This window comes from Thalassospira lucentensis MCCC 1A00383 = DSM 14000 (assembly GCF_000421265.1).
In the GTDB taxonomy this organism is placed as follows: domain Bacteria; phylum Pseudomonadota; class Alphaproteobacteria; order Rhodospirillales; family Thalassospiraceae; genus Thalassospira; species Thalassospira lucentensis.
On the sequence record NZ_ATWN01000001.1, the window covers coordinates 209,738 to 235,260 of the forward strand.

Annotated in this window: 24 protein-coding genes; 9 read left to right on the forward strand and 15 right to left on the reverse strand. The window is 53.6% G+C overall.

The features are described from left to right. Positions 1 to 52 precede the first annotated feature (52 nt). Complete coding sequence (gene der / locus K355_RS0101000; RefSeq protein ID WP_022730247.1) at positions 53 to 1,594, forward strand: ribosome biogenesis GTPase Der; 1,542 nt, start codon at positions 53 to 55, stop codon at positions 1,592 to 1,594. Between the two features lie 226 nt (positions 1,595 to 1,820). Next, positions 1,821 to 3,503: a diguanylate cyclase gene (locus K355_RS24920; RefSeq protein ID WP_022730248.1), complete on the forward strand. Its 1,683-nt coding sequence runs from the start codon at positions 1,821 to 1,823 to the stop codon at positions 3,501 to 3,503. Positions 3,504 to 3,536: 33 nt separating this feature from the next. On the opposite strand, the gene K355_RS22820 is transcribed toward K355_RS24920, so the two are convergent. Together K355_RS22820 and K355_RS0101015 are read right to left on the reverse strand one after the other, a co-directional pair. Beyond that, a complete protein-coding gene (locus K355_RS22820; protein ID WP_022730249.1) occupies positions 3,537 to 4,013 on the reverse strand; it encodes a c-type cytochrome in 477 nt (158 codons plus the stop codon). A gap of 141 nt (positions 4,014 to 4,154) precedes the next feature. Continuing rightward, entirely contained in the window at positions 4,155 to 5,192 is a 1,038-nt protein-coding gene (locus K355_RS0101015; RefSeq protein WP_022730250.1) for an aldo/keto reductase, read from the reverse strand. A gap of 106 nt (positions 5,193 to 5,298) precedes the next feature. Between K355_RS0101015 and K355_RS0101020 the strand changes: the two genes are divergently transcribed. Then, positions 5,299 to 6,204, forward strand: coding sequence for a LysR substrate-binding domain-containing protein (locus tag K355_RS0101020; protein WP_022730251.1), 906 nt, complete (start codon positions 5,299 to 5,301; stop codon positions 6,202 to 6,204). A 47-nt stretch (positions 6,205 to 6,251) separates the two neighbouring features. Here K355_RS0101020 and K355_RS0101025 read toward each other — a convergent pair whose 3' ends face one another. The 12 genes from K355_RS0101025 to rpsF all read right to left on the reverse strand — a co-directional run bounded on the left by K355_RS0101025 (position 6,252) and on the right by rpsF (position 17,487). Then, positions 6,252 to 6,965 (reverse strand): SDR family NAD(P)-dependent oxidoreductase, encoded by a 714-nt coding sequence (locus K355_RS0101025; RefSeq protein WP_022730252.1) that lies wholly within the window; start codon positions 6,963 to 6,965, stop codon positions 6,252 to 6,254. Beyond that, positions 6,962 to 8,422 carry an amidophosphoribosyltransferase gene (gene purF, locus K355_RS0101030; RefSeq protein ID WP_022730253.1) on the reverse strand — a complete coding sequence of 487 codons (1,461 nt, stop codon included), beginning with the start codon at positions 8,420 to 8,422 and terminating at the stop codon, positions 6,962 to 6,964. The genes K355_RS0101025 and purF overlap by 4 nt, the downstream gene beginning before the upstream one ends. Before the next feature lie 64 nt (positions 8,423 to 8,486). Then, positions 8,487 to 9,173 carry a CvpA family protein gene (locus tag K355_RS0101035; protein WP_022730254.1) on the reverse strand — a complete coding sequence of 229 codons (687 nt, stop codon included), beginning with the start codon at positions 9,171 to 9,173 and terminating at the stop codon, positions 8,487 to 8,489. A gap of 72 nt (positions 9,174 to 9,245) precedes the next feature. Next, positions 9,246 to 10,658 (reverse strand): DNA repair protein RadA, encoded by a 1,413-nt coding sequence (radA, locus tag K355_RS0101040; protein WP_022730255.1) that lies wholly within the window; start codon positions 10,656 to 10,658, stop codon positions 9,246 to 9,248. 73 nt (positions 10,659 to 10,731) lie between these two features. Next, a complete protein-coding gene (locus K355_RS0101045) occupies positions 10,732 to 11,508 on the reverse strand; it encodes an ABC transporter ATP-binding protein (protein ID WP_022730256.1) in 777 nt (258 codons plus the stop codon). Positions 11,509 to 11,524: 16 nt separating this feature from the next. Beyond that, complete coding sequence (locus tag K355_RS0101050) at positions 11,525 to 12,298, reverse strand: MlaE family ABC transporter permease (protein WP_022730257.1); 774 nt, start codon at positions 12,296 to 12,298, stop codon at positions 11,525 to 11,527. 59 nt (positions 12,299 to 12,357) lie between these two features. Beyond that, on the reverse strand, positions 12,358 to 13,479 hold the full coding sequence (gene alr / locus K355_RS0101055; RefSeq protein WP_022730258.1) for an alanine racemase: 1,122 nt from the start codon (positions 13,477 to 13,479) through the stop codon (positions 12,358 to 12,360). A gap of 42 nt (positions 13,480 to 13,521) precedes the next feature. After that, positions 13,522 to 15,060 (reverse strand): replicative DNA helicase, encoded by a 1,539-nt coding sequence (locus tag K355_RS0101060; RefSeq protein ID WP_022730259.1) that lies wholly within the window; start codon positions 15,058 to 15,060, stop codon positions 13,522 to 13,524. Positions 15,061 to 15,256: 196 nt separating this feature from the next. Continuing rightward, positions 15,257 to 15,868, reverse strand: coding sequence for a 50S ribosomal protein L9 (gene rplI, locus K355_RS0101065; RefSeq protein ID WP_022730260.1), 612 nt, complete (start codon positions 15,866 to 15,868; stop codon positions 15,257 to 15,259). Further along, entirely contained in the window at positions 15,868 to 16,806 is a 939-nt protein-coding gene (locus K355_RS0101070; protein ID WP_022730261.1) for a DUF2232 domain-containing protein, read from the reverse strand. The genes rplI and K355_RS0101070 overlap by 1 nt, the downstream gene beginning before the upstream one ends. A gap of 47 nt (positions 16,807 to 16,853) precedes the next feature. Further along, entirely contained in the window at positions 16,854 to 17,087 is a 234-nt protein-coding gene (gene rpsR / locus K355_RS0101075; RefSeq protein ID WP_007090355.1) for a 30S ribosomal protein S18, read from the reverse strand. Positions 17,088 to 17,109: 22 nt separating this feature from the next. Next, positions 17,110 to 17,487, reverse strand: coding sequence for a 30S ribosomal protein S6 (rpsF, locus tag K355_RS0101080; RefSeq protein WP_022730262.1), 378 nt, complete (start codon positions 17,485 to 17,487; stop codon positions 17,110 to 17,112). Between the two features lie 491 nt (positions 17,488 to 17,978). On the opposite strand from rpsF, the gene K355_RS22825 reads away from it, so the two are divergent. The 6 genes from K355_RS22825 to mltG all read left to right on the forward strand — a co-directional run bounded on the left by K355_RS22825 (position 17,979) and on the right by mltG (position 24,481). Continuing rightward, positions 17,979 to 19,727, forward strand: coding sequence for a chloride channel protein (locus K355_RS22825; RefSeq protein WP_211219009.1), 1,749 nt, complete (start codon positions 17,979 to 17,981; stop codon positions 19,725 to 19,727). Positions 19,728 to 19,994: 267 nt separating this feature from the next. After that, positions 19,995 to 20,936, forward strand: coding sequence for an ACP S-malonyltransferase (gene fabD, locus K355_RS0101095; RefSeq protein WP_022730265.1), 942 nt, complete (start codon positions 19,995 to 19,997; stop codon positions 20,934 to 20,936). 43 nt (positions 20,937 to 20,979) lie between these two features. Next, on the forward strand, positions 20,980 to 21,720 hold the full coding sequence (gene fabG, locus K355_RS0101100; RefSeq protein WP_022730266.1) for a 3-oxoacyl-[acyl-carrier-protein] reductase: 741 nt from the start codon (positions 20,980 to 20,982) through the stop codon (positions 21,718 to 21,720). Positions 21,721 to 21,889: 169 nt separating this feature from the next. After that, positions 21,890 to 22,126, forward strand: coding sequence for an acyl carrier protein (locus K355_RS0101105; protein WP_022730267.1), 237 nt, complete (start codon positions 21,890 to 21,892; stop codon positions 22,124 to 22,126). 87 nt (positions 22,127 to 22,213) lie between these two features. After that, positions 22,214 to 23,473, forward strand: a complete 1,260-nt coding sequence (gene fabF / locus K355_RS0101110; RefSeq protein WP_022730268.1) for a beta-ketoacyl-ACP synthase II — start codon at positions 22,214 to 22,216, stop codon at positions 23,471 to 23,473. 33 nt (positions 23,474 to 23,506) lie between these two features. Next, on the forward strand, positions 23,507 to 24,481 hold the full coding sequence (gene mltG, locus K355_RS0101115) for an endolytic transglycosylase MltG (protein WP_022730269.1): 975 nt from the start codon (positions 23,507 to 23,509) through the stop codon (positions 24,479 to 24,481). 125 nt (positions 24,482 to 24,606) lie between these two features. On the opposite strand, the gene K355_RS0101120 is transcribed toward mltG, so the two are convergent. Further along, positions 24,607 to 25,395, reverse strand: coding sequence for an SDR family NAD(P)-dependent oxidoreductase (locus tag K355_RS0101120; protein WP_022730270.1), 789 nt, complete (start codon positions 25,393 to 25,395; stop codon positions 24,607 to 24,609). Between the last annotated feature and the right edge of the window lie 128 nt (positions 25,396 to 25,523).

The window sequence follows — 25,523 nt, forward strand, 5'->3', positions numbered from 1 at the left end:
GGCTTTTGCCTCCGGCGCATATCGCCGTTTATAACGAGAGTCTGAAAGTCAGATGTCGCTAAAAGTTGCCATTATCGGTCGCCCCAATGTCGGGAAGTCGACCCTGTTTAACCGTCTGGTCGGTAAAAAGCTGGCCCTGGTTGACGACCAACCTGGCGTGACCCGTGATCGTCGCTATGGCAAGGGCCGTCTGGGCCATATGTCGTTCGATATCATTGATACCGCCGGTCTTGAAGAAGTGTTCGATAACTCGATCGAAGGCATGATGCGCCAGCAAAGTGAGATGGCGTTTGAGGAATGCGACGTTGCGCTGTTCCTGATTGATGCCCGTGCGGGTTTGACGCCACTTGATAACCATTTTGCCGATTGGCTGCGCAAACGCCAAAAGCCGGTCTATGTTATTGCCAACAAGCATGAAGGCATTAATCAGGACCCGGGGCTGTATGAGGCCTATGGTCTTGGCCTCGGCGATGTTGCACCGATTTCTGCCGAGCATGGCCTTGGCATTGAATTGCTCTATGACATTCTTGAACCGCATTGGAAAGAATGGAAAGACGGCGTTCGCGACGAAAAGAAAAAAGCCCAGCAGGCCGCAGCCGAAGCCCAAAAGGATGCGGCGGCGGAAGCAGGCGATGACGGCTTTGAGGATTTCGATAACGAAGACGATTTTCCCGATGATGACGGTGAAACCTTCCCGTCGTTTGAGATCGAGCTTTTTGAAGACGACGAAGATGAAGATGGCGAGCTGATTGACGAAGGTCCGCGCGACAATTCGAAAATCCAGTTGGCGATTGTTGGTCGTCCAAATGCCGGTAAATCGACGCTGCTTAATCAGCTTCTAGGCGAGAACCGCGTGATGACAGGGCCGCAGGCCGGTTTGACCCGGGATTCGATCGCAGTCGATTGGGCCTATGAAGGACGTCCTATTCGTTTGGTCGATACCGCAGGCATGCGTCGTAAAAAGAAGATTGATGACCGCGTCGAAAAGCTTTCGGTTTCTGACACGTTGCGCGTGATCCGTTATGCGCAGGTGGTTGTCTTGATGCTTGATGCGACCAACACGCTTGATAAGCAGGACCTGACGATTGCGCGTATGGTGCTTGAAGAAGGCCGTGCCTTGATTATTGCGGTCAACAAGTGGGACACCGTGATTGATAAATCCGGTGTCATGCAGGCGCTGCGCGATAAGCTTGATACATCCTTTGCACAGGCCAAAGGCATTCCGGTTCTGACCTTCTCGGCCTTGACCGGGCGCGGGACCGAACGGCTTATGCCCACGGTTATGGATATCCACGATATCTGGAGCCGCCGCATCTCGACATCCAAGCTGAACCGTTGGCTTGAAGTTGTTAGTGAACGTCACTTGCCGCCGGTTATTTCCGGACGCCGCATTCGCCTGCGCTATATGACACAAGCCAAAGCGCGTCCGCCAAGCTTCTTTATCAACTGCTCCAAGGCGGCTGAACTGCCCGAAAGCTATACGCGTTACCTGATCAACGGTCTGCGCGAGGATTTCGATATGCCGGGCGTTCCGATCCGCGTTAATTTGCGCAGCAGTGATAACCCGTTTGCGAAAAAGAAAAAGAAGCGCTGAGCGTTTTGATCTTGATTCAACTCATTGTAAAACCGCCCCTGGAAACGGAGGCGGTTTTCTTTTTGGGGCTCAAAACTTTATACTTTGGTTCGAAGAGTCGATTTTTCTGTTTCTCAAGCGGATTAATTGTTCGAATTTCACATCCAGTCCCCATATCTAGTTGGGCGCGGACAAGCTGACTGTGATGTGCGACGTTATCGATAAGGGAATGGGTGGGATAATTTAAATGCGTTTGAAGCATGTGCTGGTGATTTGTTTTCTGGTGCTCTCGGTGCTGCCGTTGTTCGTGAGTTTCGGGATGCTTCAATCCTATTCTGCCACGCAATACCGCAACCAGATCGGAGACAAGTTGAACGCTGTTTCGCAATTGGCTAAGCAACGTTTGACGGCGGCGATTGCGCGCATCGAAGACAATACGACGTTGCTTGCGAACCGCACCCTGCTTCGGCAACAAATGGGTGAGTATGCGCAAACGCGCGAATATGCACTTTACGATACGATTGAAAACAGCCTGCACGAAGCCAAGCAGGGTATGGAACAGATTGTCGATATCGGTGTGTTTGCGGCCAACGGGCAGTTTATCGCCTCGATTAATCGGACGGCGACCTCCTTTGATCGTTCCATGCTCAAGGGGCGCGATCGGATTGTTTTCTTGCGCCATTCTCAGGAACTTATTGTTCGCAGTATTGCCGAGATTGAGCTGAAGGGCCGTACCGTCGGCTACATGGTCGTTGATTTTTCTGGCCAGTTTATTCTTGATCTTGTGAATGATCACACGGGGCTGGGAGAAACAGGCGAATGGCTGTTTGCTGTACGTGACGAAAACGGCGATGCGTTGTTTGCGGTGCCGTTGAAATATGATGCAAGAGCCGCCTTTATCCGCCGAGTTGCCAAGGATCGTCTGGACGTACCAATTACGCAGGCACTTCTTGGCAAAGAAATCATTATGGCGAATGCACCTGATTATCAGGAACGGCCTGTCATGGCTTCTACGCGGTATATCAAAAATATGGATATTGGCTTGGTCGCCAAGATCAACGAAAGCGAAGTAACCGCGATCATAGATGAGGCCAATAAATATCTTGTCATGCTAGGCATTGCACTTGTGCTTATTGCCATTGTCGTCGGAGTTCTGATCGCCAGCCTGATTGCGAAGCCGGTCGAGCAACTTCGCAAAGCAACACAGAAGCTGGCTTCTGGCGATTTTGATGTGCAACCGGTTGAGGCCGGTTGGCGCGAGGCAAAGGACCTTGCGGCATCTTTCACCGATATGGCCGAATCCATTTACGATTTGCAGGAAAACCTGCAACATAAAGTCGAAGAACGCACACGTGACCTTGATGAGGCCAATCAACGTCTAACGGAGATTTCCGTGCGCGATCCGTTGACCGGTGTCCATAATCGCCGCCATGTCATGGAACGATTGGACGAGGAGGCCTCAAGAGCGCGGCGCTATAGTGGGCAGTTGGCTGTGGCCATTTTCGACATTGATCACTTTAAGCAGGTCAATGATACCCTTGGACATGCCACCGGGGATGAGGTTTTGATCGGTCTTGCGTTTTGTGTGGAACATACTCTGCGGACGTCTGACTTGTTTGGCCGTATCGGTGGCGAAGAATTCTGCATTGTCATTCCCGAGGCCGACAAAGAAGGCACAATGCTTTTGATCGAACGCATTCGGTCTGCGATCGAGGCCTTGCCGTTTAATTTTGACGGCAAGCAACTCAAAGTGACATGCAGTTTCGGGATTGTCTTTTTGGCCGAGGAAATTGATAGCACAATGCTGCTGATGGAGTGCGCTGATAAGGCGCTTTACCATGCCAAGGAAACCGGACGAAACAAGGTTGTCGTTTACAACGACATGCCAAAAGACCTTTTGTCTGAAACCAGCAAAGACAACGCCGGTTAAGCCGCGAGTAGGCCGGGATATCGGGCCTTTGCCTTATTCCGCCGGGATCGACGGCCCGTTATCGATAATGTCGCGGATGTGATCGGGCAGGTCGCTTTGCGTCAGGCGTTCCTGCATGCTGGCATCCTGTGTAAAGGCAAAGATGTCTGCCAGATCCTGCCCGGAAAAATCAACCTGATATCCTAGGTCTGCTTGCTGCAGATGAAGCATTTCATCTGCACCGCGCCACATACGGGCGAAAAATTCAAACGGATTGCGCGACTGATCCATGTTGGATGCATCAAGACTGGGCGCAATGTCTCCTCCGACATTATTCACCGCATGACACACAACGCAGCCGCGTTCGGCGAAAAGGTCCTTACCGCGTTCTGCGCTCATTTCAGGCCAGGACGTCTTCGGACCATCCTGTGCGGCGTGGGATGGTGTCACACTGGCTGTCAGGGTCGCAAAACCAATCGTGCAAAAGGCTGCAAGTGACAGGAGCTGTTTGCGATGGATGGCCGATTTCATATGACGTCCCTTTGACGGAGTGTTGATGCGGGTAGGTCATGCTAACGATCCGACGGCGGGGAAAGCAATCAATTGATGTTGCTAACAGAATTTAAATTCAAAAGGTAGCGGCAAGAAACACATGTTCCTTGCCGCGGGATGTCACGAAAAGCGTGGCGGGTTAAGCCGCGCAAAGCCTTCCTGAATGTAATAGGGGTAATGGGGATAGGGTGGGGTGCGTTTGCTTACCTGATCAAGGCGTGCGATCTGATCATCATCAAGTGACCAGCCAACCGCGCCGAGATTGGCGATCAGTTGATCTTCTGTTCTCGCACCAAGAATAACCGAAGAGATGGTGGGGCGTTGCAGCAGCCAGTTGATCGCCACTTGCGCAACCGTTTTACCAATCTCCCCGGCGATGTCGTCAAGCACATCGACAATGTCATAGAGCATTTCATCGTCAACAGGTGGCCCAAACTGGGCGGTTTCTTTTAACCGACTGCCACTTGGAAGCGGCGTTTCGCGGCGAACCTTTCCTGTAAGGCGGCCCCAGCCAAGCGGGCTCCAGACCAAGGCACCCAGTCCCTGATCTTCGGCCAGTGGCATCAGGTCCCATTCATAATCACGCCCGACCAGCGAATAGTAAACCTGATGAGCGACATAGCGCGAATATCCGTGACGCTCGGCAATCGAGAGCGATTTCATGATTTGCCAACCCGCAAAGTTGGACGCACCGACGTAGCGCAGTTTGCCAACCCGGATCAGGTCATCAAGCGTTGCCATAACTTCCTCAATCGGGGTTGTGGCATCAAACGCATGAAGTTGCAGGATGTCGATGTGGTCGGTGCCAAGACGCATCAATGCGGCATCGGTTGCTTTGACCAATCGATCACGTGATGTCCCATAGTCGTTGGGGCCATCACCCATCGGAAGTCCAAGTTTGGTCGATAGCAGAACTTTGTCCCGACGCCCCTTGATGGCCGCCCCAAGGACGGTTTCCGATGCGCCGTCTGAATAGACATCTGCGCTATCAAACAGGTTCATCCCGTGTTCGAGGCTGATATCAATCATTCTGGTGGCACCTTTGGCGTCAACCGTTCCCCAGTTGGAAAAAAGCGGTCCCGTGCCACCAAAGGTCCCCGCGCCAAGAGATAATGCCGGGACGCGCAATCCGGATCGGCCAAGCTGTCTGTATTCCATTTCGATCTCCATTTTTGAGCAAGCATGCGATGGGGTCGAATATGGACAGAGGGCATATTTTCAACTAGAGGTATCTTAGGAATATTATTTGTGAGCTCAATTCACTATGGCGCGTCTTGATACCAATCGATCGGGTGAGATGGAAGTTTTCGTTCGGGTTGTCGAACGGGGTGGTTTTTCGGCTGCTGCAAAAGACTTCAACATGACACCATCGGCGGTTAGCAAGCTTGTCGGCCGACTTGAAGATCGGCTGTCGGCCAGATTGTTTAACCGCTCGACGCGCAGGCTTTTGGTGACTGTCGAAGGACAGCGCTATTACGACCGGTCTGTGCGCATTCTAGCCGATATGCGTGAGGCGGAAGAAGAAGCCGCCAACATCGTGCAACCCAAAGGAAAATTACGTGTCAGTGTCAATATGCCCGTCGGGCTGCATCGTATATTGCCACTGGTCCCTGAGTTCCAAACGCTCTACCCCAACGTTGATCTGGACATCACGGTGAGTGACAAGGTCGTCGATCTTTATGAAGAACGGGCCGACATCGCCATTCGAAGCGGGCCGTTGCAATCATCCGGCTTGATTGCGCGTAAGCTCGGCGAATGTCGCATGGTCATCGCGGCAGCCCCCGGTTATTTGGAACGCCACGGTGTGCCTCAATCGATTGAAGACCTGAATGAGCATGTGCTGATCGGCTACAACTTCCCGCGCGCGATCAGCGAATGGCCGTTCGATGTTAATGGTGAAATCAAAACCGTGATGCCCGGGGGAAAAACATGCGTTGGGGATGCGGAAAGTGCGCGGATGGTTGCGTTGGCAGGCGGGGGGATTGTGCGGCTGGCAGCGTTTCATATCCGTGAGGATGTCAATGCGGGTGCGCTAAAGGTTTTGGTTGATCAGTTTAATACCGGGATCGGTGTTGAAATCCATGCTGTTTATATCGGGCAGGGCGGCAATATGCCCGCCCGTGTCCGTGCATTCCTTGATTTCTGTATTGAACGCGTCGATCTGACATAAAAAAGGCCGGGAGTGCCCGGCCTTTAAATGCGGTGTTTGGTTCGTGCTTAATAGGCGTCGACGACTTCGCCGTGTTTGGTGCAATCGGCTGCTGCCAGATCGACAAAGACATCCATGATGCTGTCAGCACTTGGCAACGTCTGTGGGTCTTCGCCCGGATAGGCTTCTGCGCGCATCTTGGTGCGGATGCGGCCCGGGTTGACCAGATTGACCCGTACAGACGTTTCTTCCATTTCCTGAGCATAGGACAGCACAAGGCTTTCCAATGCCGCCTTGGTGGACGCATAAAGCCCCCAGAAGGCACGCCCCTTTGCCGAGGCGTTCGAGGTCACAAAAATCGCCCGCCCCGCGTCAGACAGCTGCAAAAGCTTGTCCGTTGTGCGGATCAGGTGGAAGTTTGCCGTGACGTTGGTGGCAAAAGTGTTCTGGAATATCTGACTGTCGATATGACCGACCGGGGCCAATTCGCCCAGAAGGGCAGCATTTCCGACAACGATGTCGAGCTTGCCAAATTTTTCATAAAGTGACGGCCCGAGAATATCGATCTTTTCAAACATTGTCAGATCAAGCGGCAGCAAGGTCAATTTGCCACCGGCTTCCCGGACCTCGTCATCAAGTTCTTCAAGTGCGCCAACGTTACGGCCCACAGCAACAACCTGTGCGCCCTCGGCGGCGAACCGCTTGGCGATTTCACGACCGATCCCGTGCGATGCACCGGTAACCAGTGCAACGCGTCCTTCAAGACGTTTGACATCCGTCATGCAGATTGCCTTTCGACCAGCTGGCTGAGCTTGCGGCCCTTGTTTTCGGCAGTGTGATCGGTGAGCTTGATCGGGTAGTCACCCGTGAAGCAAGCGTCACAGAATTCCGGACTGTCATTGTCACGGCCGGTAAGACCGGTCGCACGATACAGGCCATCAATCGTGACAAAGGCCAAACTGTCGACGCCAATAAGCTTTGCCATGCTTTCAATGTCGTGATTGGCCGCCATCAGTTTGTCTTTGGACGGGGTATCAACGCCATAGAAGCACGGGTTCATGGTCGGCGGGCTGGTGATGCGCATATGCACCTCTGCCGCACCGGCGTTGCGCACCAGATCGACGATTTTGGTCGAGGTGGTGCCGCGCACGATCGAGTCATCAACCAGAATAACGCGCTTGCCCTTAAGCTTGCCGGGGTTGGCGTTATGTTTCAGCTTCACGCCAAGGTGGCGGATCTGATCGGTTGGCTCGATAAAGGTACGACCGACATAATGGTTACGGATAATGCCAAGCTCAAAGGGAATGCCGCTTTCTTCTGCGTATCCAAGGGCGGACGGTACACCGGAATCGGGGATTGGCACGACAACATCGGCGTCAACGGCCGACTCACGGGCCAGTTCGCGGCCAATGTTTTTGCGCACGTCATAAACGCTTGTGCCTTCGACGATGCTGTCGGGGCGGGCGAAATAGACATGTTCGAAAATGCAGAAACGCGATTTGACCGGTTTGAAAGGTTTGATTGATCGAACGCCATTGTCGGTAATCTCGACAACTTCGCCCGGTTCGACGTCGCGGATGAATTCCGCGCCAACGATATCAAGCCCAACCGTTTCCGAGGACAGGATATAGGCGTCATTCAATTTACCCAGAACCAGCGGACGCACGCCCAGCGGGTCACGCACACCGATCAGTTTTTTCTGGGTCATGACCACAAGGCTATAAGCGCCTTCGACCTGACGGATCGCATCGATCAGACGGTCAACGATCTTTTCATACAGGCTGGTCGCGATCAGATGAATGAAGGTTTCGGTGTCCGAGGTCGACTGGAAGATGGAGCCGCGTTTGACCAAACGTTCTCGTACGGCAAGCGAGTTGGTCAGATTGCCGTTGTGGGCAATGGCAAGTCCGCCAAATTCAAAATCCGCAAACAGCGGCTGAACATTGCGAAGGCCCTTGCCGCCGGCGGTGGAGTACCGCACGTGGCCAACAGCACGGTGGCCTGGCAGGCTTTTGATTACGTCTTCTGATCCGAAGATATCACCGACCTGACCGGAGGCCCGATGTGCGGGGAAATCTTCGCCGTCGTAGGATACAATGCCTGCTGCTTCCTGTCCGCGATGCTGCAAAGCATGAAGGCCAAGGGCCGTCAATGCCGTGGCATCCGGGGATCCGAAAACACCGAAAACGCCGCATTCTTCACGCAGCTTGTCGTCATCAAATGGATTGGTGGTCAGCATGAGTGGGTTCCGCTCTCTCGCCGGTGGCGCAGGGATGCCGCACTCTTTGCGATACCCACACGCCTCACTCGTTAGTGGTCGCCTCAATCAGGCGATCCAGATCATCGCGCGAGGGCCTTGTATACCCGTTTAGGGGCGCTGGTCCAGTCCCTTTTGGTTCCGGGCCGAGAAGTTGGCGGTAGGTTTGCTCGTTTGCATCGGCGTCACGCTGGGCACGCGCCAGTTCTTCGGCTGTGGTATCGAAAATTTCGTTAGGAGCCATGCGCATAATGAGGAAGGCACCTTCCTCAAGAACCGGACGCGTACGGGCATCGCGCACCCAGTCTGGTTGTGAGGTGGCAGGTAGCAACCACGACAGGGCAAGAAAGGCGACGCAGACAATCAATCCGCCGCGCAGCAGACCAAAAACAAAGCCAAGCGTACTATCTAGGCTGTCCAGTCCGGAATTTTGCACTGCCCGTCCGATGCGGCCACTGATGAACGAGAAAATCAGGAACGAGATTAAAAACAGGCCGATGCCGGTCGCAAGGTCGGCAATCAGTTCAGACGGGATCAAATCGCGCACATAGGGCCGTGCAACCGGATAACCATACAGCGCGCAAAGCCCAGCCCCCAGCCAGCCCATCATCGACAGGGTTTCGTGGATAAATCCGCGGAAAAAGGCAAAGATACCCGACACCAGCACAATGCCGACAATGACAAGGTCAAACACATCGCGTGCACCAAGATCGGGGAGGGCGGAGAAATCCATGTATCGGTAAACCTTGTCAGTCTGTCTGCATATTTGTCAGGGGCTTAGGCGTGTTTAAGGCACAATGACCGGTTAGTACATGCCTTCGCGTGGACGCACCTTGTCACGGACATCGTCGCCGAAGAGGTTTACCAAATCCTGAAGATGGCCGATTTCAGTCTGATTGAGGCCCTTGATCGATATCTTTTTCTTGGCCTGTATACCGTTTTTCGGGGTGTAGGCGTTACCAAAGCCAAGTTTGGTGGCTTCTTTCAGACGCGATTCGAGTTGCCCGACCGGGCGGACTTCACCCGAAAGGCCAATTTCACCGACAATCACGGTTTCATTGGGAACCGGCTTATCGGCCACAGCCGAAATCAGAGCGGCGGCAACGGCCATGTCGGCCGCCGGTTCACCCACGCGCAAGCCACCGGCCACGTTCAGATACACGTCAAACTGACCCAATGCCAAGCCACACCGGGCATCAAGGACGGCCAAAATCATGTTCATACGGGCCGAATCCCAACCGACAACCGCACGACGCGGGGTTGCCAGTGCCGATTGTGCGACCAATGCCTGAATTTCGACAAGCATCGGGCGGGTGCCTTCAAGTCCGGCAAAGACGGCGGTACCACTTACGGGACTGTCGCGGTCGGCCAAAAACAGGGCGGATGGATTGGGGACTTCGACCAGACCGGCATCACCCATTTCAAACACACCGATTTCATCGGTGGCACCGAAACGGTTTTTCACTGCGCGCAAGATACGGAACTGGTGGCCACGTTCGCCTTCGAAATACAGAACCGTATCAACCATATGTTCCAAAACACGCGGACCGGCAATCTGGCCTTCCTTTGTCACGTGTCCGACCAAAAGGATGGCAAAGCCCCGACGTTTGGCCAGACGGATCAGTTCCAGTGCACAGGCGCGTACCTGCGAGACGGTGCCGGGCGCACTATCAAGGGTGTCGGCATACATGGTCTGGATCGAGTCAATGACCACGACTTCGTGTGAGCTGGCCTCTAAGGTTGTGATGATGTCGCGCAGGCTGGTCGCGGCGGCAAAATCGACCTTGGTTTTGCTAAGCCCCAAACGGGCGGCGCGCATGCGGACCTGATCAATGGCTTCCTCGCCCGAGATATAGGCGCATTTGTGTTTTGCAGCCATCGCACCGACGGCTTGTAGCAGGATGGTCGATTTACCAATGCCCGGATCACCGCCAACCAAAAGGGCAGATCCCGGCACCAGACCACCACCACACGCACGATCAAGTTCGGCAATGCCACTGATCATGCGTGGTGGGCTGGCACTTTGGCCTTCAAGGGCGACGAAATCGATGGTCTTGCCTTTGGCGCCACCGGAAATACCGCCTGTGGCCTTGGGGCCTTTTTCAACCCGTTCTTCTTCGATGCTGTTCCATTCGCCGCAGCCCTCGCATCGCCCGGTCCATTTGCGATATTCGGCACCGCAGTTCTGGCAGATGAAACGGCTTTGGGTTTTGGCCACTGAATGCTCCGCAGATCATAAGAAAACGTTGAAAAACGTAGAATGGGATGAAGGGCAGGTATGTCAGGTTAGATCAAAGATGTTTGAGATCAAGATCAAGTGGTCCTTCGATATCACCAGCAACGAACTGTTGCAAATACGGGTTATCGGTCTGATCTATTTCCGACACGGGTCCATCCCAGATGATCTTACCCTGATACAGCATGGCAACCCGGTCCGCGATCTTACGCGCGCTGGCCATGTCGTGGGTGATGGTAACAGCACTTGCGCCGAGTTCACGGGTACATTTGACAATCAGGTCATTAATAACATCGCCCATGATTGGATCGATGCCGGTGGTCGGTTCGTCAAAAAACAGGATTTCGGGTTCTGTCGCAATGGCGCGTGCAAGGCCAACGCGTTTTTGCATGCCACCCGACAGGGATGCCGGCGACAGATTGGCAACATCGGCGTCAAGCCCGACATCCGCCAGTCGCGCAATCGCAAGATCGCGGGCAAGCTTGGGCTTCATGCCTTTGCCTTCGATCAGGCCAAAGGCAACATTTTCCCAGACAGAAAGTGAATCAAACAGGGCGGCCCCTTGAAACAGCATGCCAGTCTTGGCCAGCATGGCTTCATGGTCGGACCGGATGGCGGTCGTCATATCCAGACCGTCAATGACGATGGATCCCTGATCGGGGGTCAGAAGGCCTAAAATGCATTTCAGGGTGACGGATTTTCCCGTGCCCGAGCCGCCAATGATCGCCACCGAGGAACCGGCTGCGACATCAAGATCAACCCCTTGCAGCACCTTCTTGGCCCCAAAGGCCTTGTGAACATTGCGCAGGGATATTTTGGCTGGGGTGCTCATGATCTGTTTGCTGTCCTTAGCGGGTGAAGAACAGTTCGGTGACGACATAGTTCGAAATCAGGATCAGGATTGAACTTGATACGACCGCATTGGTGGTGGCCTGACCAACGCCCTGTGCGCCACCACGTGAATTATAGCCGTGGTAACAGCCCATCAGGGTGATGATAAAGCCAAACACAGCCGCCTTGACCAGACCCGATACAACATCAAGCTGTTCCAGATACTGGAACGTGCTGCGGATGTAGGATGCTTCGTTAAAGCCAAGCTTGTTCACACCGACCAGATATCCGCCCAGAACGCCGATGATATCACCGATCAGGACCAGAATTGGCAGGGTGATCAATCCGGCAATCACGCGCGGCACCACCAGATATTTAAACGGATTGGTCGAAAGGGTGACCAGCGCGTCGATCTGTTCGGTTACACGCATGGTGCCGATTTCAGCCGCAATAGCGGCACCAACCCGCCCGGCAACCATCAGTCCGGCCAAAACAGGGCCAAGTTCGCGGGTCATGGAAATGACCACAACCGTCGCGACCGCACTTTCGGCAGAGAACCGTGAAAACCCTGAATAGGACTGCAGGGCTAAAACCATCCCGGCAAACAGTGTTGTCATCGCGACAACCGGCAAGGAGAAATAGCCGATTTCACGCATCTGTTTGAAAATAAGCCGGAAATAGATCGGCGGGGCAATCATATGGCCAATGGTACGCCCGGCAAACACCGTGACACGCCCGACAAGAGCCAAAAACGAAAGAAACATACGGCCAACCGGCGCAAAGATCGGCATCGGAACCTTGATTACCCCTGTTATTGGCCAACCCATTATAGCTGACCGTTTTTTATCATTCAGCTTTCTGTATAGACCCGACGATAGCGATGTCCAAGAGAAGTTAGAATTTCATAACCGATTGTACCAGCAGCAGATGCAACGTCGTCAACCGTCATGTTCTCATCAAGCAATGATACCATGTCGCCACTCTTAAGCGGTTTACCCGGAAGATCGGTAATATCAACCGTTATGGCATCCATCGAAACCCGTCCGACATAGGGGACTGCATGCCCCTTAATCTTAAGCTTTCCGGCATTGGACAACGACCGAAGCCAACCATCGGCATAGCCAACGGCAATGGTTGCGATGCGCGACTTGCGCGTGGCTTTCCACGATGCGCCGTATCCGACAGTTTGTTCGGCTGGAATTTCGCGGATCTGCAATATCTTGGCATTGAGGGTCACAACCGACCGCATCGGATTTTCGGCTTCGGGGGTTGGATTCCCGCCCCAAAGTGCAAAGCCCGGACGGCAGAATTCCAAATGGTAGTCGTCGTTACGGAAGATGGCCGATGAATTGCAAAAACCACGCGGTGCAGGTGGAAGGCGGCGATACCATTTCATAAACAGATCAAACTGTCGCTTGGTAATCGGGTTTTCGTGTTCGTCTGCGGCGACCGGGTGGGTCATATAACCCGCCTTTTCAAAGCCATAGAGCAGTGATGAGTACCGATCAACCAGATCACTTACGTCTTGGGGCGACAGGCCAAGGCGGCTCATGCCGGTATCAAGATGGATAAAGGCCGGCGCCGGGCGTTCGTGTTCGCGGCACAGGTTTGACCAGCGTTCGATCTGTTCAAGGTCGTTTAAAACCGGAATGACATCATTCTCGATAAAGAACTCCTCGTCACCGGGTAAGACGCCATTGAGAACAGCAATACGTCCGCCGCCCCGCAGAAGCGGGAAAAGCTCGGCGGCTTCGTTGGCCTGGGCGACAAAGAACAGTCGGCAGCCCTGTTTTTTGAGGACCGGCACAATCATATCCGCACCAAGGCCATAGGCATCTGCCTTTACCACAGCACCACAGGTGCGACCGGTATAGCGCTTGGCCAAAGTCTTATAGTTGTCGGCAACTGCTTTCATATTGATTTGCAGTTCCGCGCACTCGGCAGCACGGCCGACGGCGGGAAAAACAGTCATTCGAATTACCCCGTGGAGTCCGTTTAGGGATGGAAAAGATCCCTATTCATGTTCTTCTTCGGTGTGATCAAGGTCGCCAAATTTGGTGTAGTTCCCGTCAAAGAACAAACGCACGTTGCCCACCGGGCCGTGACGTTGCTTGGCGACGATAACCTCTGCGGTGTTGTAGACGTGGTTCAAACGGTCCTGCCAATGTGAATAGCGTTCACCGAATTTATCGGTGGCTTCTTCCGGGCGTTGGACCGGTTCGGAACGTTCGAGATAATATTGTTCACGGTAAATGAACATCACAACGTCGGCGTCCTGCTCGATCGAGCCGGATTCACGAAGGTCAGAAAGCTGCGGACGTTTATCGTCGCGCTGTTCGACCGCACGCGATAGCTGTGACAGGGCCAAAACGGGGACTTCAAGCTCCTTGGCAATTGCCTTGAGCATACGGGTGATTTCCGAAACTTCCTGTACACGGCCATCGCCGCGGAAGTTGGTCGGTGGTGCCAGAAGTTGGAGGTAATCGACGACGATCATCGCAAGGCCATGCTGACGCTTCAGGCGGCGACAACGTGTGCGCAACGTCGATACCGGAAGGGCCGGTGTATCATCGATATACAGCGGAACCGTGTTGAGTTCTTGGGTTGCCAACAGCAGGCGTTCAAAATCCTGCTCGTTAAGGTCACCACGGCGCATGTTGTCGCCAGAAACCTCGGCGGCTTGCGACAGCAAACGCGCGGCAAGCTGTTCGGCGGCCATCTCAAGCGAGAAGACGGCAATTGCACCCGTACGGATTTCGTCGCGGGTGTCTTCGCCCTGTGCGCGGTTTTGATTGGATGCGATGGCGGCATTAAAGGCGATGTTCATCGCAAGGGCTGTTTTACCCATCGACGGACGCCCGGCAAGGATGAGCAAATCAGATGGATGCAAACCCCCAAGTTTGCGGTCAATGTCGCGCAAACCCGTTGTGACACCAACCACACGCCCGGCATTCTTATAGGCGTGATCGATATTCTCATAGGCCTTGGCCAATGCGGGGCCAAAGGCGACAAAACCCGATTCCGCCGACCCGGCGGTGGCAAGCGAGAACAGTTTTTGTTCGGCTTTTTCGATCTGGTTGGTGGCGTCTGTATCAAGTTCGTACTGATAGGCGTCATTGACCACATCTTCGCCAAGCTCGATCAGCTCGCGGCGCAGATACAGGTCATAGACCAGCTTGCCGTAATCACCGGCGTTGATCACCGACACAAGATTGTTTGACAGTTCGGCCAGATATTGCGCACCGCCGATCTCGGCCAGGTGTTCATCCTGCTTGAAAAAGGCTTTCAGCGTGACCGGGTTGGCCAGTTGTCCGCGTTCGATCAGCTTGCCGCAGGCTTCAAAAATACTGCCGTGGCGGCCATCGGCGAAATGTTCCGGGCGCAAGATATCAGACACACGCTCATAGGCGGCGTTGTTATTGAGTACCGCGCCGAGCAAGGCTGCTTCTGCCTCGAAGTTATGCGGAGCCATGCGTTCGAGCACCATATCGGCACCGTCACCGTGGTCTACATCAAGAGGAGCAAATAGGGCGTCTAAGTTGGGATCTGTCATGGGCGGAAAAGGTATCAGTCATCTGGTTGGCGGCAAAGAGTTAATCGGTATACATCATAGCGGGTATTCCATAAGCGCAGAGGTCGCGATTCAAATAAATTATTGAATTCGGGTGATTTTCCAAATTGGGCAAAAAGAAAACGGCATATCCGGATGGATATGCCGTTTCCCAAAGTGCGTCGAAAAAGACCAGCGATTACGCTTTGGTGTCTTCTTCGTTAGGAGCATCTGCAGAAGCTTCTTCTGGAACTTCTTCTTCGAAGAGTTCTTCAGCAGCTTCGAGAGCTTCTTCTTCTTCCGCTTCCATTTCCTCGATCGTGCCAAGAACAGCAGCACCTTTACGGAGCTGTTCAGCGGCATCTTCTTCGGAACGTGCAACGTTGGCAGTCACTTCGACAGCGACTTCCGGATGCAGATTGATTTTGACCTGGTGCAGACCAAGGTTTTTGATCGGCTGATCAAGAACAACCTGGGTACGGGCAACAGTGAAACCTGCATCGGTTACTGCGGTCGAGATATCACGTGCAGTTACCGAACCGTAAAGCTGGCCAACATCGGATGCCTGACGAACGAGGGTAACAGCAAGTTCACCCATGTTCTCGGCAACCGCTTCGGCTTCTTTGCGGCGGTCAAGGTTGTCAGCTTCGAGCTGTACTTTCTGTGCTTCAAACACGGAAAGGTTTGCTTTGGTTGCACGAAGGGCCATGCCCTGCGGCAGCAAGCGGTTGCGGGCGTGGCCCGGCTTGACAGTGACTACGTCACCCATCTGACCGAGTTTTTCTACCCGCTGGAGCAGAATAACTTCCATCACCGATCCTCCTCATTGCTACGGGTCATCGGTTCTTTCCCCCGCAGCCTGATTAAATGCTCAACAATTCCAAGTCCGGTGATCGCAACAAACGACCAACTAGACAGAACCGCGACGATGTAGAACACCGTCAGAATCATACGTTTTTGCGGCCATCGGGCTGCCTGCCCGTGTACCAGCGCCAATCCCTGAAACAGGAACGGCACCGCCAGTACCACCGCGACGTTTCGCGCCACATAGGCCAGAGAACCATCGGCAAAGCCGACCGTAAAACCAGCCACGGCAAACGCAAACAGCGACCATCCAGGCAGGGCAAAACTTGCCATTTTTGGTGTCGGACGCAGGTTTTTGCCTGCACGTACCAAAATTGCCTGTGCGATTGTTGCATTGGCAAACAGCATAAGAAGCCAGCTCACCGCAGCAATCGCCGGGAAGTAAATCTTGAACATACCAATCAGACCCTGAACATCAGACGTCATAGGGACGCCCATTTCCGAGTATATCTGGCTCAGGAATTGCGAAACGAATTCCTGAATGTCCAAACCTTCCGCCGTCAGTGTTCCGGTAATGATAATCATCACCGTCGCGACCATGACAGCCATGGCACTTACAACAACTCCGGAAGGAATAAAGGCAAGATTGCCGTTTTGATCCTTCCGAATGACCAGCGCCATGCGGGTCAACAACATCGCTGGTCCGGCAAACACGACCATAAAGACCGTGAAAGGCAGTAATCCCCCCAAAAGAACAAGGGCACTACATGCGGCAAATGCCGCAACCAGCAGGCGTTTGGGCCCTTGCCACAATCCCGTAAGGAAAAGCGGCAGATGCCCGAAATATGAAAGTAATAGCGCAACCGGATTACCCGAGAGAACCAGAAGAAACAGGACGGCACTGCCAAGTCCCGAGCCAATAGCTATAAGGGTGTCACGTTGCATTATTTACTCCCGACCCGAGACCATAAACGGGTCTCTTGCCGACTGACTTAAACCTGATCGGAATAAGGCAGCAGCGCCAGGAAGCGTGCACGTTTAATGGCTTTTGCCAGTTCGCGCTGCTTCTTGGCCGAAACCGCAGTGATACGGCTCGGAACGATTTTGCCGCGTTCGGAAACGAAACGCTGCAGCAGTTTGACATCTTTGTAGTCAATCTTCGGCGCATCCGCACCCGAGAACGGGCAGGTTTTGCGACGACGGAAAAACAGACGACGTCCAGCCATAATATATTCTCCTCGCTATCTGTTAGCCGTGCTGACGGGGACCGCCGCGACGATTACCGCCTCGACCGCCGCGCTCGTCGCGGTTACGCAGAATTGCTGACTGTTCTTCTTCGAACTCGTCAACTTTGACAGTCATCTGACGCAGAACGTCTTCGTTCAGGCGCATCTGACGCTCATATTCCGCGATCGTTGCGTGGTCGGCTTCAATCTGGAAGAGAGTATAGTGGCCTTTGCGGTTCTTCTTGACACGGTATGTCAGGGAACGCAGACCCCAATATTCGGTTTTAGCAATCTTGCCGCCGAGACCTTCAACGGTCTGGACCAGCTTTTCGTTCAGGCTTTCGACCTGTGCGGTCGAGAAGTCCTGACGTGCGATGAACACGCTTTCGTACTTGCTCATAATACTCCTAATCACTCCTTGTGGCTTATCTCTTCCCAACATGACCTCATGTCATGCAGGCATAGCCGGGCAATCCCGGCAAGGAGCCGTGAGACGGCGGAATATACACTTTTCGCCCATTAGTGCAACGCCAAATACACCTTTTCCACAAGTAGGCGTCAGGATCGCAATTTGGACGCAACGCGTGCGTTTGCGTATGTTTCAGCCTTCTATGCACGTCTTTGTAAGAGTTGCACTTTCCTAAGGTCGGTTATGCGTGAAGTGGTTCACACTTGAAACAAAAAGTTCAAGGGAGTAGGCCTGTTAGCATTCGCTGGTCCGGTAATTCTCGCTTCCTGTTGGTTGTCCCCGTTGAAATCACGGGGGCCGTTATACCAAACCGGGGCGGGTGTTTTGTGTGTTAATGCCGAACCAAAGCATTGTCTTTTATTACCCGTGGTTTTGTGATGGTAGAACCCACAATTGATGCTGCGTCCTCACGCAGGGCATCTATGCTAAGTCTTTGTATGCTGGCACTTGTGGTCGGCGTGGTCACAGGTTATGGCGCGGTTGTTTTCCGTGCGCTTGTCGCGCTTATTCATAACGTCGCCTTTTACGGCGTCTTTTCCATTAATTATGATGCAAATCTGCTGACAGCGCCCAGCACCTGGGGCCCTTTGGTCATTCTGGTGCCGGTCATCGGTGGTTTGTTCGTTGTTTTTCTTGTTAATACATTCGCGCCAGAAGCCAAAGGCCATGGGGTGCCCGAGGTGATGAACGCCATTTATTTCGAACAGGGCCGTATTCGCCCGATGGTGGCGTTGGTCAAGTCGGTTGCATCTTCGCTTTCCATCGGGACCGGGGCATCGGTCGGGCGTGAAGGCCCGATCATTCAGATCGGCTCTTCGCTGGGATCCAGCATTGCGCAAATGTTCAACTTGCAAACCGGGCAACGCATCACATTGCTTGCCGCCGGGGCTGGGGCCGGAATTGCGGCAACATTTAATACGCCACTTGGTGCGGTGCTATTTGCCATCGAACTGATGATGCCAGAAGTTTCAACGCGCACATTCCTGCCGGTCGTGATTGCCACCGGGGCGGCGACCTATATCGGACGCATTTCGTTTGGTTTGGCACCCGCGTTCGAGGTGCCATTGGCCGCCGTGCCACAGGTCTCGGCCGTCGATCTTCAGGCGCTGATTGTTTATGTTGTTCTTGGTGTGTTGTGTGGGATTGCGGCTTGGGCGTTGATCCGTTCCATGCTGGTGACCAGCACCTTGTTTAAAAAGATGCCGGGCAACGATTATACCCGCCATGCTGTTGGTATGCTGTCGATCGGCATTCTGATGTATGTTTTGCTGCTGACGGGCGGCAATTACTATGTCGACGGTGTGGGGTATGGGGTCATTCAGGAAATCCTGCGTGGAACGATGACGTCCTTGCCGTTGCTGGTGATCCTGTTCTTTGCCAAACTTTATGCGACATCTGTCAGCATTGGTTCTGGGGCATCTGGTGGTGTTTTCTCGCCGTCGTTGTTTGTCGGTGCGACCCTTGGGGCTGCTGTCGGTGTTGTCGGCAACATGATCTTCCCGGATGCGGGCATTACGCCGGTTGAATTTGCGCTTGTGGGTATGGGCGGCGTTGTCGCGGCGGGTACTGGTGCGGCCATGACCGCGATCATCATGATTTTCGAGATGACCCGCGACTATAATATTATTGTGCCACTGGTTGTTGCGGTTGCGATTGCGCTTGGCTTCCGCCGGATGATCATCTCTGAGACGATCTATACATCCAAACTTGTGTTGCGTGGTCGTCACATTCCAAAGGAACGTCACAGCAACATGTTTATGGTCCACCCGGTGCGCGAAATCATGACATCCGATCAGATTTATATCGATGCATCTTTACGTGTTTCTGAAGTGATCGAGAAGATTGGTCCATCACCTGTGGCAAAACCGCTTGTTGTGATGGAAGGGGGGCGTATTGCAGGTGTTATTCCTGACGTCACGGCGCTGTACGCGGTTGCAGGCGATCAGGGACACAAGGCACTTAAGGAAGTGATCAAGGAAGACTTCGTTGTCGTGGTTGATGATATGAATATGTATGACGTGATCAAGCGCATGGAACGCCGTAAGGCACGCGCTGCTGTCGTCGTCAGGCCGTGCCGCGGGGTGCCACGTCAGGACGATATTCGCGGCGTGATTACGAAGTCGCATATCGCGGACAGCGTTGTTTCAAGCATGCAGCACTATATCGGCTAATCAGTTCATAAAGTGCACGAATTTGTGCGCTGCATGATAGACAGTTCTTCGAGAAAGGCAGCGAGCATGTCATACATGTTCGCTGCCTTTTGACTTGAAATCATGAAATTTCCTGCCACCTTGGTGTCAAGGTGTGTATGTGACGAGCCAAAAAGCCGTATCTGTTCTTGACAGTCGGGGCGGGCACGGTATCAAGAGGGCCTCAATTTTGAGGGGCCGATATTCGGCGCAGCCTTCGCATAAGCTGACAAAGGTATATTAAGTATAATGACACGCGCACTCGTTTTCCCCGGTCAGGGGTCGCAAGCGGTAGGTATGGGCAAGGAACTGGCGGAAGCATTCCCGGTTGCCCGCGAAGTTTTTCAGGAAATTGATGACGCGCTTTCACAGAAATTAAGCGCGCTGATGTTTGAGGGGCCGGAAAATGAACTGACCCTGACGGAAAATGCACAGCCTGCGCTGATGGCTGTCAGTCTTGCTGTTACCCGCGTTCTGGAAAACGAAGGTGGCTTCACGCTGACCGACAAATGCGATCTGGTCGCGGGGCATTCGCTTGGTGAGTATTCAGCACTTGCTGCGGCGGGGACTTTTGCGGTTGCCGATACGGCACGTCTTTTGAAAATTCGTGGTCAAGCCATGCAGGCCGCAGTTCCAGTTGGTGTCGGTGCAATGGCAGCCCTTTTGGGGCTGGACTTTGCCGATGCGGTTGCTGTGGCTGAGGAAGCTGCACAGGGCGAAGTTTGCACCGCCGCGAATGACAATGCCAATGGACAAGTCGTCGTATCTGGTCATAAGGCTGCTGTTGAACGCGCGATTGAAATTGCTAAGGAAAAAGGTGCCAAGCGCGCCGTTCTTCTGCCGGTGTCTGCTCCTTTCCATTGCTCGTTGATGCAGCCAGCGGCTGATCGTATGGCCGAGGCCCTTGCCGAAGTGGCGATGAATGCGCCCGGTAAGCCGGTTGTTGCGAATGTTACGGCAGAAAAAACTGACAATCCGGAAACCATTCGTAAACTCCTTGTGGAGCAGGTTTGCGGGACCGTGCGCTGGCGCGAGTCTGTTCTTTATATGAAGACACAGGGTATTACCGATCTTGTCGAGATTGGCGCGGGCAAGGTTTTGACGGGAATGGTACGTCGTATCGACCGCGACCTGACCGGCACTTCGGTAAATGGACCGGCTGATATCGAAGCATTCCTCGGCACTTTGTAAAAGTGTCGTGACCACGACGAACCCAAAAAGGGAAAGAAAGTTTATGTTTGATCTTGCAGGGAAAACCGCACTTGTAACTGGTGCCACGGGTGGCATTGGTGGCGAAATCGCCAAGGTTTTGGCGCAGGCCGGTGCGAAGGTTGCTCTGTCGGGGACCCGTGCGGAACGTCTCGAAGCGGTTGCCGCCGAGATCGGTGAAAACGCCGTTGTTGTTCCAGCGAACCTTTCGGATACAGAATCGGTTGACGGTTTGATCAAGGCGGCTGAAGAAGCCCTTGGTGGTCAGCTGGATATTCTGGTCAATAATGCCGGCATTACCCGCGATCAGCTTGCGATGCGTCTGAAAGACGAAGACTGGCAGGCGGTTCTTGATGTGAACCTGACATCTGCATTCAAGCTTGCACGGAATTCTTTGCGTGGCATGATGAAGCGCCGTCATGGTCGTGTCATCAACATTACGTCGATTGTTGGCGTCACGGGGAATCCGGGACAGGCAAACTACGCGGCGGCGAAGGCAGGCATGATTGGCTGGTCAAAATCGATGGCACAGGAAGTTGCTGCGCGCGGTATTACGATTAACTGTGTTGCACCGGGGTTCATCACCACGGCAATGACCGAAGAGCTCGGTGATGCGCAGAAAGAGAAACTTTTGGCAGGCATTCCTGCCGGTCGCATGGGCGACAGCAAAGAGATCGCAGCAGCGGTTCTGTTTCTTGCCAGTGACGAAGCTTCATATGTCACAGGACAGACCTTGCATGTGAATGGCGGAATGGCGATGATTTAACCCGTTGCGGGTTGCTTGCTTTTCTGTTTAAAAGAGGCCGCTATAAAAAATCTTGAAACCGGCAATGGGTATTGTCGGTTTCCGGTCCCAGGAAGTTCCTTCAATAGGGGGAGCAGACCGGGACCACGCAAACGATAACTGACAGAAAACCTATTGAAGGATTTGAGCTATGAGTGATGTCGCAGATCGCGTGAAGAAGATCGTTGTCGAACACCTTGGTGTTGAAGAAGACAAGGTCACTGAAAACGCCAGCTTCATCGACGATCTGGGCGCAGACAGCCTGGACACTGTCGAGCTGGTTATGGCGTTTGAAGAAGAATTTGGTTGTGAAATCCCTGATGACGCAGCCGAGAAAATTCTGACCGTCAAAGACGCGATTGACTTCATCGAAAAAGCTAACAGCTAATTTTGCTGTGAGACATGGGCGCCAGAGGGCATCCTCAGGCGCCCTTTTCGTCTTTGCTGGATTCATAAAATAAAGGCGTAGTGCGGGATGAGACGCGTAGTTGTTACCGGTATTGGTGCTGTTACACCGCTTGCAAGCGGCGCACAGAACACGTGGCAGAAACTGCTGGCTGGCCAATCTGGAATCAAGAACATCGATACTTTCGATGTGTCCGATATCCCTGCAAAGATCGCGGGACTTGTGCCACGTGGTCAGGGTGACGGACTTTTCAACGCGGAAGATCATGTCTCAGTTAAAGACATGAAGAAAATGGACGATTTTATCGTCTATGGGATTGCTGCGGCCGATCAGGCTCTTGCCGATTCCGGTTGGAAACCCGAAACCGACGAAGATCAGGAAAATACTGGTGTTCTGATTGGTTCAGGTATCGGGGGTCTTCCAAAGATCTCTGAAGCCACCGAGTTGGTTAATAACGGCAAAACCCGCCGCGTCAGCCCATTCTTCATTCCGTCTTGCCTGATCAATCTGGTCTCTGGCCAGGTATCGATCAAACACGGTCTTAAAGGCCCGAACCACGCTGTTGTTACAGCATGTTCGACCGGTGCACACGCCATTGGCGACGCATCGCGCATGATCATGCTTGGTGATGCCGATGTGATGGTTGCTGGCGGTGCAGAAGCTGCAGTTTGCCGTCTTGGCATGGCTGGCTTTGCTGCTGCCCGTGCACTTTCAACCGGTTACAACGATACCCCGACCGAAGCGTCGCGTCCGTGGGACGAAGGACGCGACGGTTTCGTCATGGGCGAAGGTGCTGGTTGTGTGGTGCTTGAAGAATACGAGCACGCCAAGGCACGTGGTGCACGAATTTACGCCGAAGTCGGCGGTTACGGCATGTCGGGCGACGCCTATCACATCACGGCTCCGGCTGCGGATGGGAATGGTGGTTTCCGCTCGATGCGCAATGCGTTGCGCAATGCCGGTGTGAACCCGGAAGACGTCGACTATGTGAATGCTCATGGTACGTCGACTCCGTTGGGTGATGAAATTGAACTGGGTGCGGTCAAGCGTCTGTTTGGTGATCACTCATCGAAACTTTCGATGTCATCGACGAAATCGGCAACCGGTCACCTGCTGGGTGCGGCTGGCGCGATTGAAGCTGTGTTCTCGATCCTTGCGATCTACGAAGGTGTGGTTGCACCGACCCTGAACCTGCAAAATCCGTCTGAAGCCTGCAAAGGTATGGATCTGGTTCCGCTTGAGGCCAAGCAGCGTAAGGTAAACGTCGCATTGTCGAACTCGTTCGGCTTTGGCGGTACCAACGCATCGCTGGTGTTCAAGGGCGTCTAAAACAGCAGATCCAACCTTACCGGGAGCTATCCCTTGAAGCGTTTTCTGCTTGTTCTTGGCTTTTTATGCATCACCGCCGCTCTCACCATTGGTGGGGCGGCGGTGTATGTTTATGTGCAATACACGTCACCAAGCAAACTTGTGCAGGGCAGCGACATCATCATCCCGCAAGGGACGGGGGTGCGCGGTATTGCCGAAATTTTCCAACGTGAACAGATTGTCGAAGAACCTTTGATCTTTTTGGCCGGGGTGCGTGTCGCCGGGCTGGATCGTTCTTTGCGTGCGGGCGAATATCATTTTCCCGCCCGGGTCAGTCCCCGTCAGGCCGCGGAGATTCTGGCAAGTGGTGAGACCGTTCGACGGTTCGTTACCATCCCCGAAGGGTTGAGATCAGGAGAAATCATTGACCGGATCAATCTGGTCGATGGTCTGACCGGTGATATCGCCGATATCCCCAAGGACGGGACCCTGTTGCCCGAAACCTACCAGTTCTCATACGGTGATACGAAGCAAAGCATCATTGATCGGATGCGAGCTGCGCATGATGCGCTGGTCGATGAACTATGGCCGGGCCGGGATTCGGAGCTTCCATTCGATACCATTAACGAAGCGATTGTTCTGGCGTCGATTGTGGAACGCGAAACAGGAGTGGCGGCCGAACGTGGACGCGTGGCGGGGGTTTTTGTCAACCGCCTAAACCGCAACATGCGGCTTCAATCTGATCCGACGGTGGCCTATGCGGTTAGTCCGAAAAAACGTCTTGATCGCGCTTTGACCCGTAACGATCTTCGTTTTGAAAGCCCGTATAATACTTATGTCACCGCCGGGTTGCCGCCATCGCCGATTACCAACCCGGGCCGTGATGCGATTTATGCGGTTTTACATCCGTCGGAAACAGAAGATATTTATTTCGTGGCGGATGGCACAGGCGGTCATGCCTTTGCCCGCACCCTTGACGAGCATAATCGCAATGTTGCCAAATGGCGGCGCCTGCGTGACAGCCAGTAAGGTAATCTAGTCTAGTCTTCGTCAAACGATGTTCGATGCTGAAAATCGATAAAAAAAGGCGGTCTCTTAAAAAGACCGCCTTTGTCATTTTCGAATGGTTTTTGCATAAGTCTGCCGGGCGGGACTTAGTTTTCGATTTGCTTAATGCCTGACGTTTTCTTTGGGATGCGTGACGCTGCCAAATCAAGCACCCATTGCGGGGCCATTTTAAGCATGCCGATCAGAATATTCATCGGCCACGGGAATGCGATCATGCCTTTGTTTCTTTCCAGCCCGCGAACGATTTTACGTGCGGCTTTGTCTGCCTGCATGAAAAAGGGCATCGGAAAATCATTGGCATCGGTAATCCGGCTTTTAACGAACCCCGGACAAATGACGTTTACCTTGATGCCCGATGGGGCCAGTGCACCACGCAAGCCTTCGCCATAGGTGCGAATGGCGGCCTTACTGGCACAATATGCCGGGGCGGATGGCAATCCCCGCCAGGATGCCTGTGAGGCAACGACAGCGATTTGACCGTGCCCACGGATGCGCATCTTTTCAATCGCCGGATCAATGGTGTTAAGCACGCCGGCAACATTGGTAGCAAAGATATCGCGGACCTGTTCGGGGCTTTCGCCGTCGCCCCCTGTGCCGGCTGAGATGCCTGCATTAGCAATGACAAGGCTGAGTGCCGCGATCTCGTCGCATTGCGACACATAGGCCGCCATGGTTTCGCGCGCAGTGACATCAAGGACGTCTGCGAAGACGTTAGCACCGGCAGCACGGCATTCATTTTCAACCAGTCGCAGGCGTGTCTGATCACGGCCACTGATGAACAGGGTGACACCCGTACGGGCAAATTGACGGGCAAGGGCTGCACCGATACCGGAACTGGCACCGGTGATCAGGATGGCATGGTATTGAAATGACATGGTTGCTCGTATGCAGTTCGGATGTGTCGATGTGTTATTTTGGCGGAACATGCTGCAGCATTGGGGCAGCATTATGAAATACTGCTCAGACATACCATATTGTCGGGACCTGTTTGGTGTTATCTCAA

Bases quoted from the DNA above. Each gene is read 5' to 3' on its own strand.
- K355_RS22825 (WP_211219009.1), top strand. From the start codon at position 17,979: ATGCTAAGTCTTTGTATGCTGGCACTTGTGGTCGGCGTGGTCACAGGT.
- K355_RS0101020 (WP_022730251.1), top strand. From the start codon at position 5,299: ATGGCGCGTCTTGATACCAATCGATCGGGTGAGATGGAAGTTTTCGTT.
- K355_RS0101050 (WP_022730257.1), bottom strand. From the start codon at position 12,298: ATGCCGATCTTTGCGCCGGTTGGCCGTATGTTTCTTTCGTTTTTGGCT.
- K355_RS0101105 (WP_022730267.1), top strand. From the start codon at position 21,890: ATGAGTGATGTCGCAGATCGCGTGAAGAAGATCGTTGTCGAACACCTT.
- K355_RS0101060 (WP_022730259.1), bottom strand. From the start codon at position 15,060: ATGACAGATCCCAACTTAGACGCCCTATTTGCTCCTCTTGATGTAGAC.
- K355_RS0101120 (WP_022730270.1), bottom strand. From the start codon at position 25,395: ATGTCATTTCAATACCATGCCATCCTGATCACCGGTGCCAGTTCCGGT.
- K355_RS24920 (WP_022730248.1), top strand. From the start codon at position 1,821: ATGCGTTTGAAGCATGTGCTGGTGATTTGTTTTCTGGTGCTCTCGGTG.
- fabD (WP_022730265.1), top strand. From the start codon at position 19,995: ATGACACGCGCACTCGTTTTCCCCGGTCAGGGGTCGCAAGCGGTAGGT.
- K355_RS0101045 (WP_022730256.1), bottom strand. From the start codon at position 11,508: ATGAGCACCCCAGCCAAAATATCCCTGCGCAATGTTCACAAGGCCTTT.
- rpsR (WP_007090355.1), bottom strand. From the start codon at position 17,087: ATGGCTGGACGTCGTCTGTTTTTCCGTCGTCGCAAAACCTGCCCGTTC.
- der (WP_022730247.1), top strand. From the start codon at position 53: ATGTCGCTAAAAGTTGCCATTATCGGTCGCCCCAATGTCGGGAAGTCG.
- alr (WP_022730258.1), bottom strand. From the start codon at position 13,479: ATGACTGTTTTTCCCGCCGTCGGCCGTGCTGCCGAGTGCGCGGAACTG.
- K355_RS0101015 (WP_022730250.1), bottom strand. From the start codon at position 5,192: ATGGAATACAGACAGCTTGGCCGATCCGGATTGCGCGTCCCGGCATTA.
- fabF (WP_022730268.1), top strand. From the start codon at position 22,214: ATGAGACGCGTAGTTGTTACCGGTATTGGTGCTGTTACACCGCTTGCA.
- fabG (WP_022730266.1), top strand. From the start codon at position 20,980: ATGTTTGATCTTGCAGGGAAAACCGCACTTGTAACTGGTGCCACGGGT.
- purF (WP_022730253.1), bottom strand. From the start codon at position 8,422: ATGCTGACCACCAATCCATTTGATGACGACAAGCTGCGTGAAGAATGC.
- K355_RS0101070 (WP_022730261.1), bottom strand. From the start codon at position 16,806: ATGCAACGTGACACCCTTATAGCTATTGGCTCGGGACTTGGCAGTGCC.
- K355_RS0101025 (WP_022730252.1), bottom strand. From the start codon at position 6,965: ATGACGGATGTCAAACGTCTTGAAGGACGCGTTGCACTGGTTACCGGT.
- rplI (WP_022730260.1), bottom strand. From the start codon at position 15,868: ATGGAAGTTATTCTGCTCCAGCGGGTAGAAAAACTCGGTCAGATGGGT.
- K355_RS0101035 (WP_022730254.1), bottom strand. From the start codon at position 9,173: ATGGATTTCTCCGCCCTCCCCGATCTTGGTGCACGCGATGTGTTTGAC.
- K355_RS22820 (WP_022730249.1), bottom strand. From the start codon at position 4,013: ATGAAATCGGCCATCCATCGCAAACAGCTCCTGTCACTTGCAGCCTTT.
- rpsF (WP_022730262.1), bottom strand. From the start codon at position 17,487: ATGAGCAAGTACGAAAGCGTGTTCATCGCACGTCAGGACTTCTCGACC.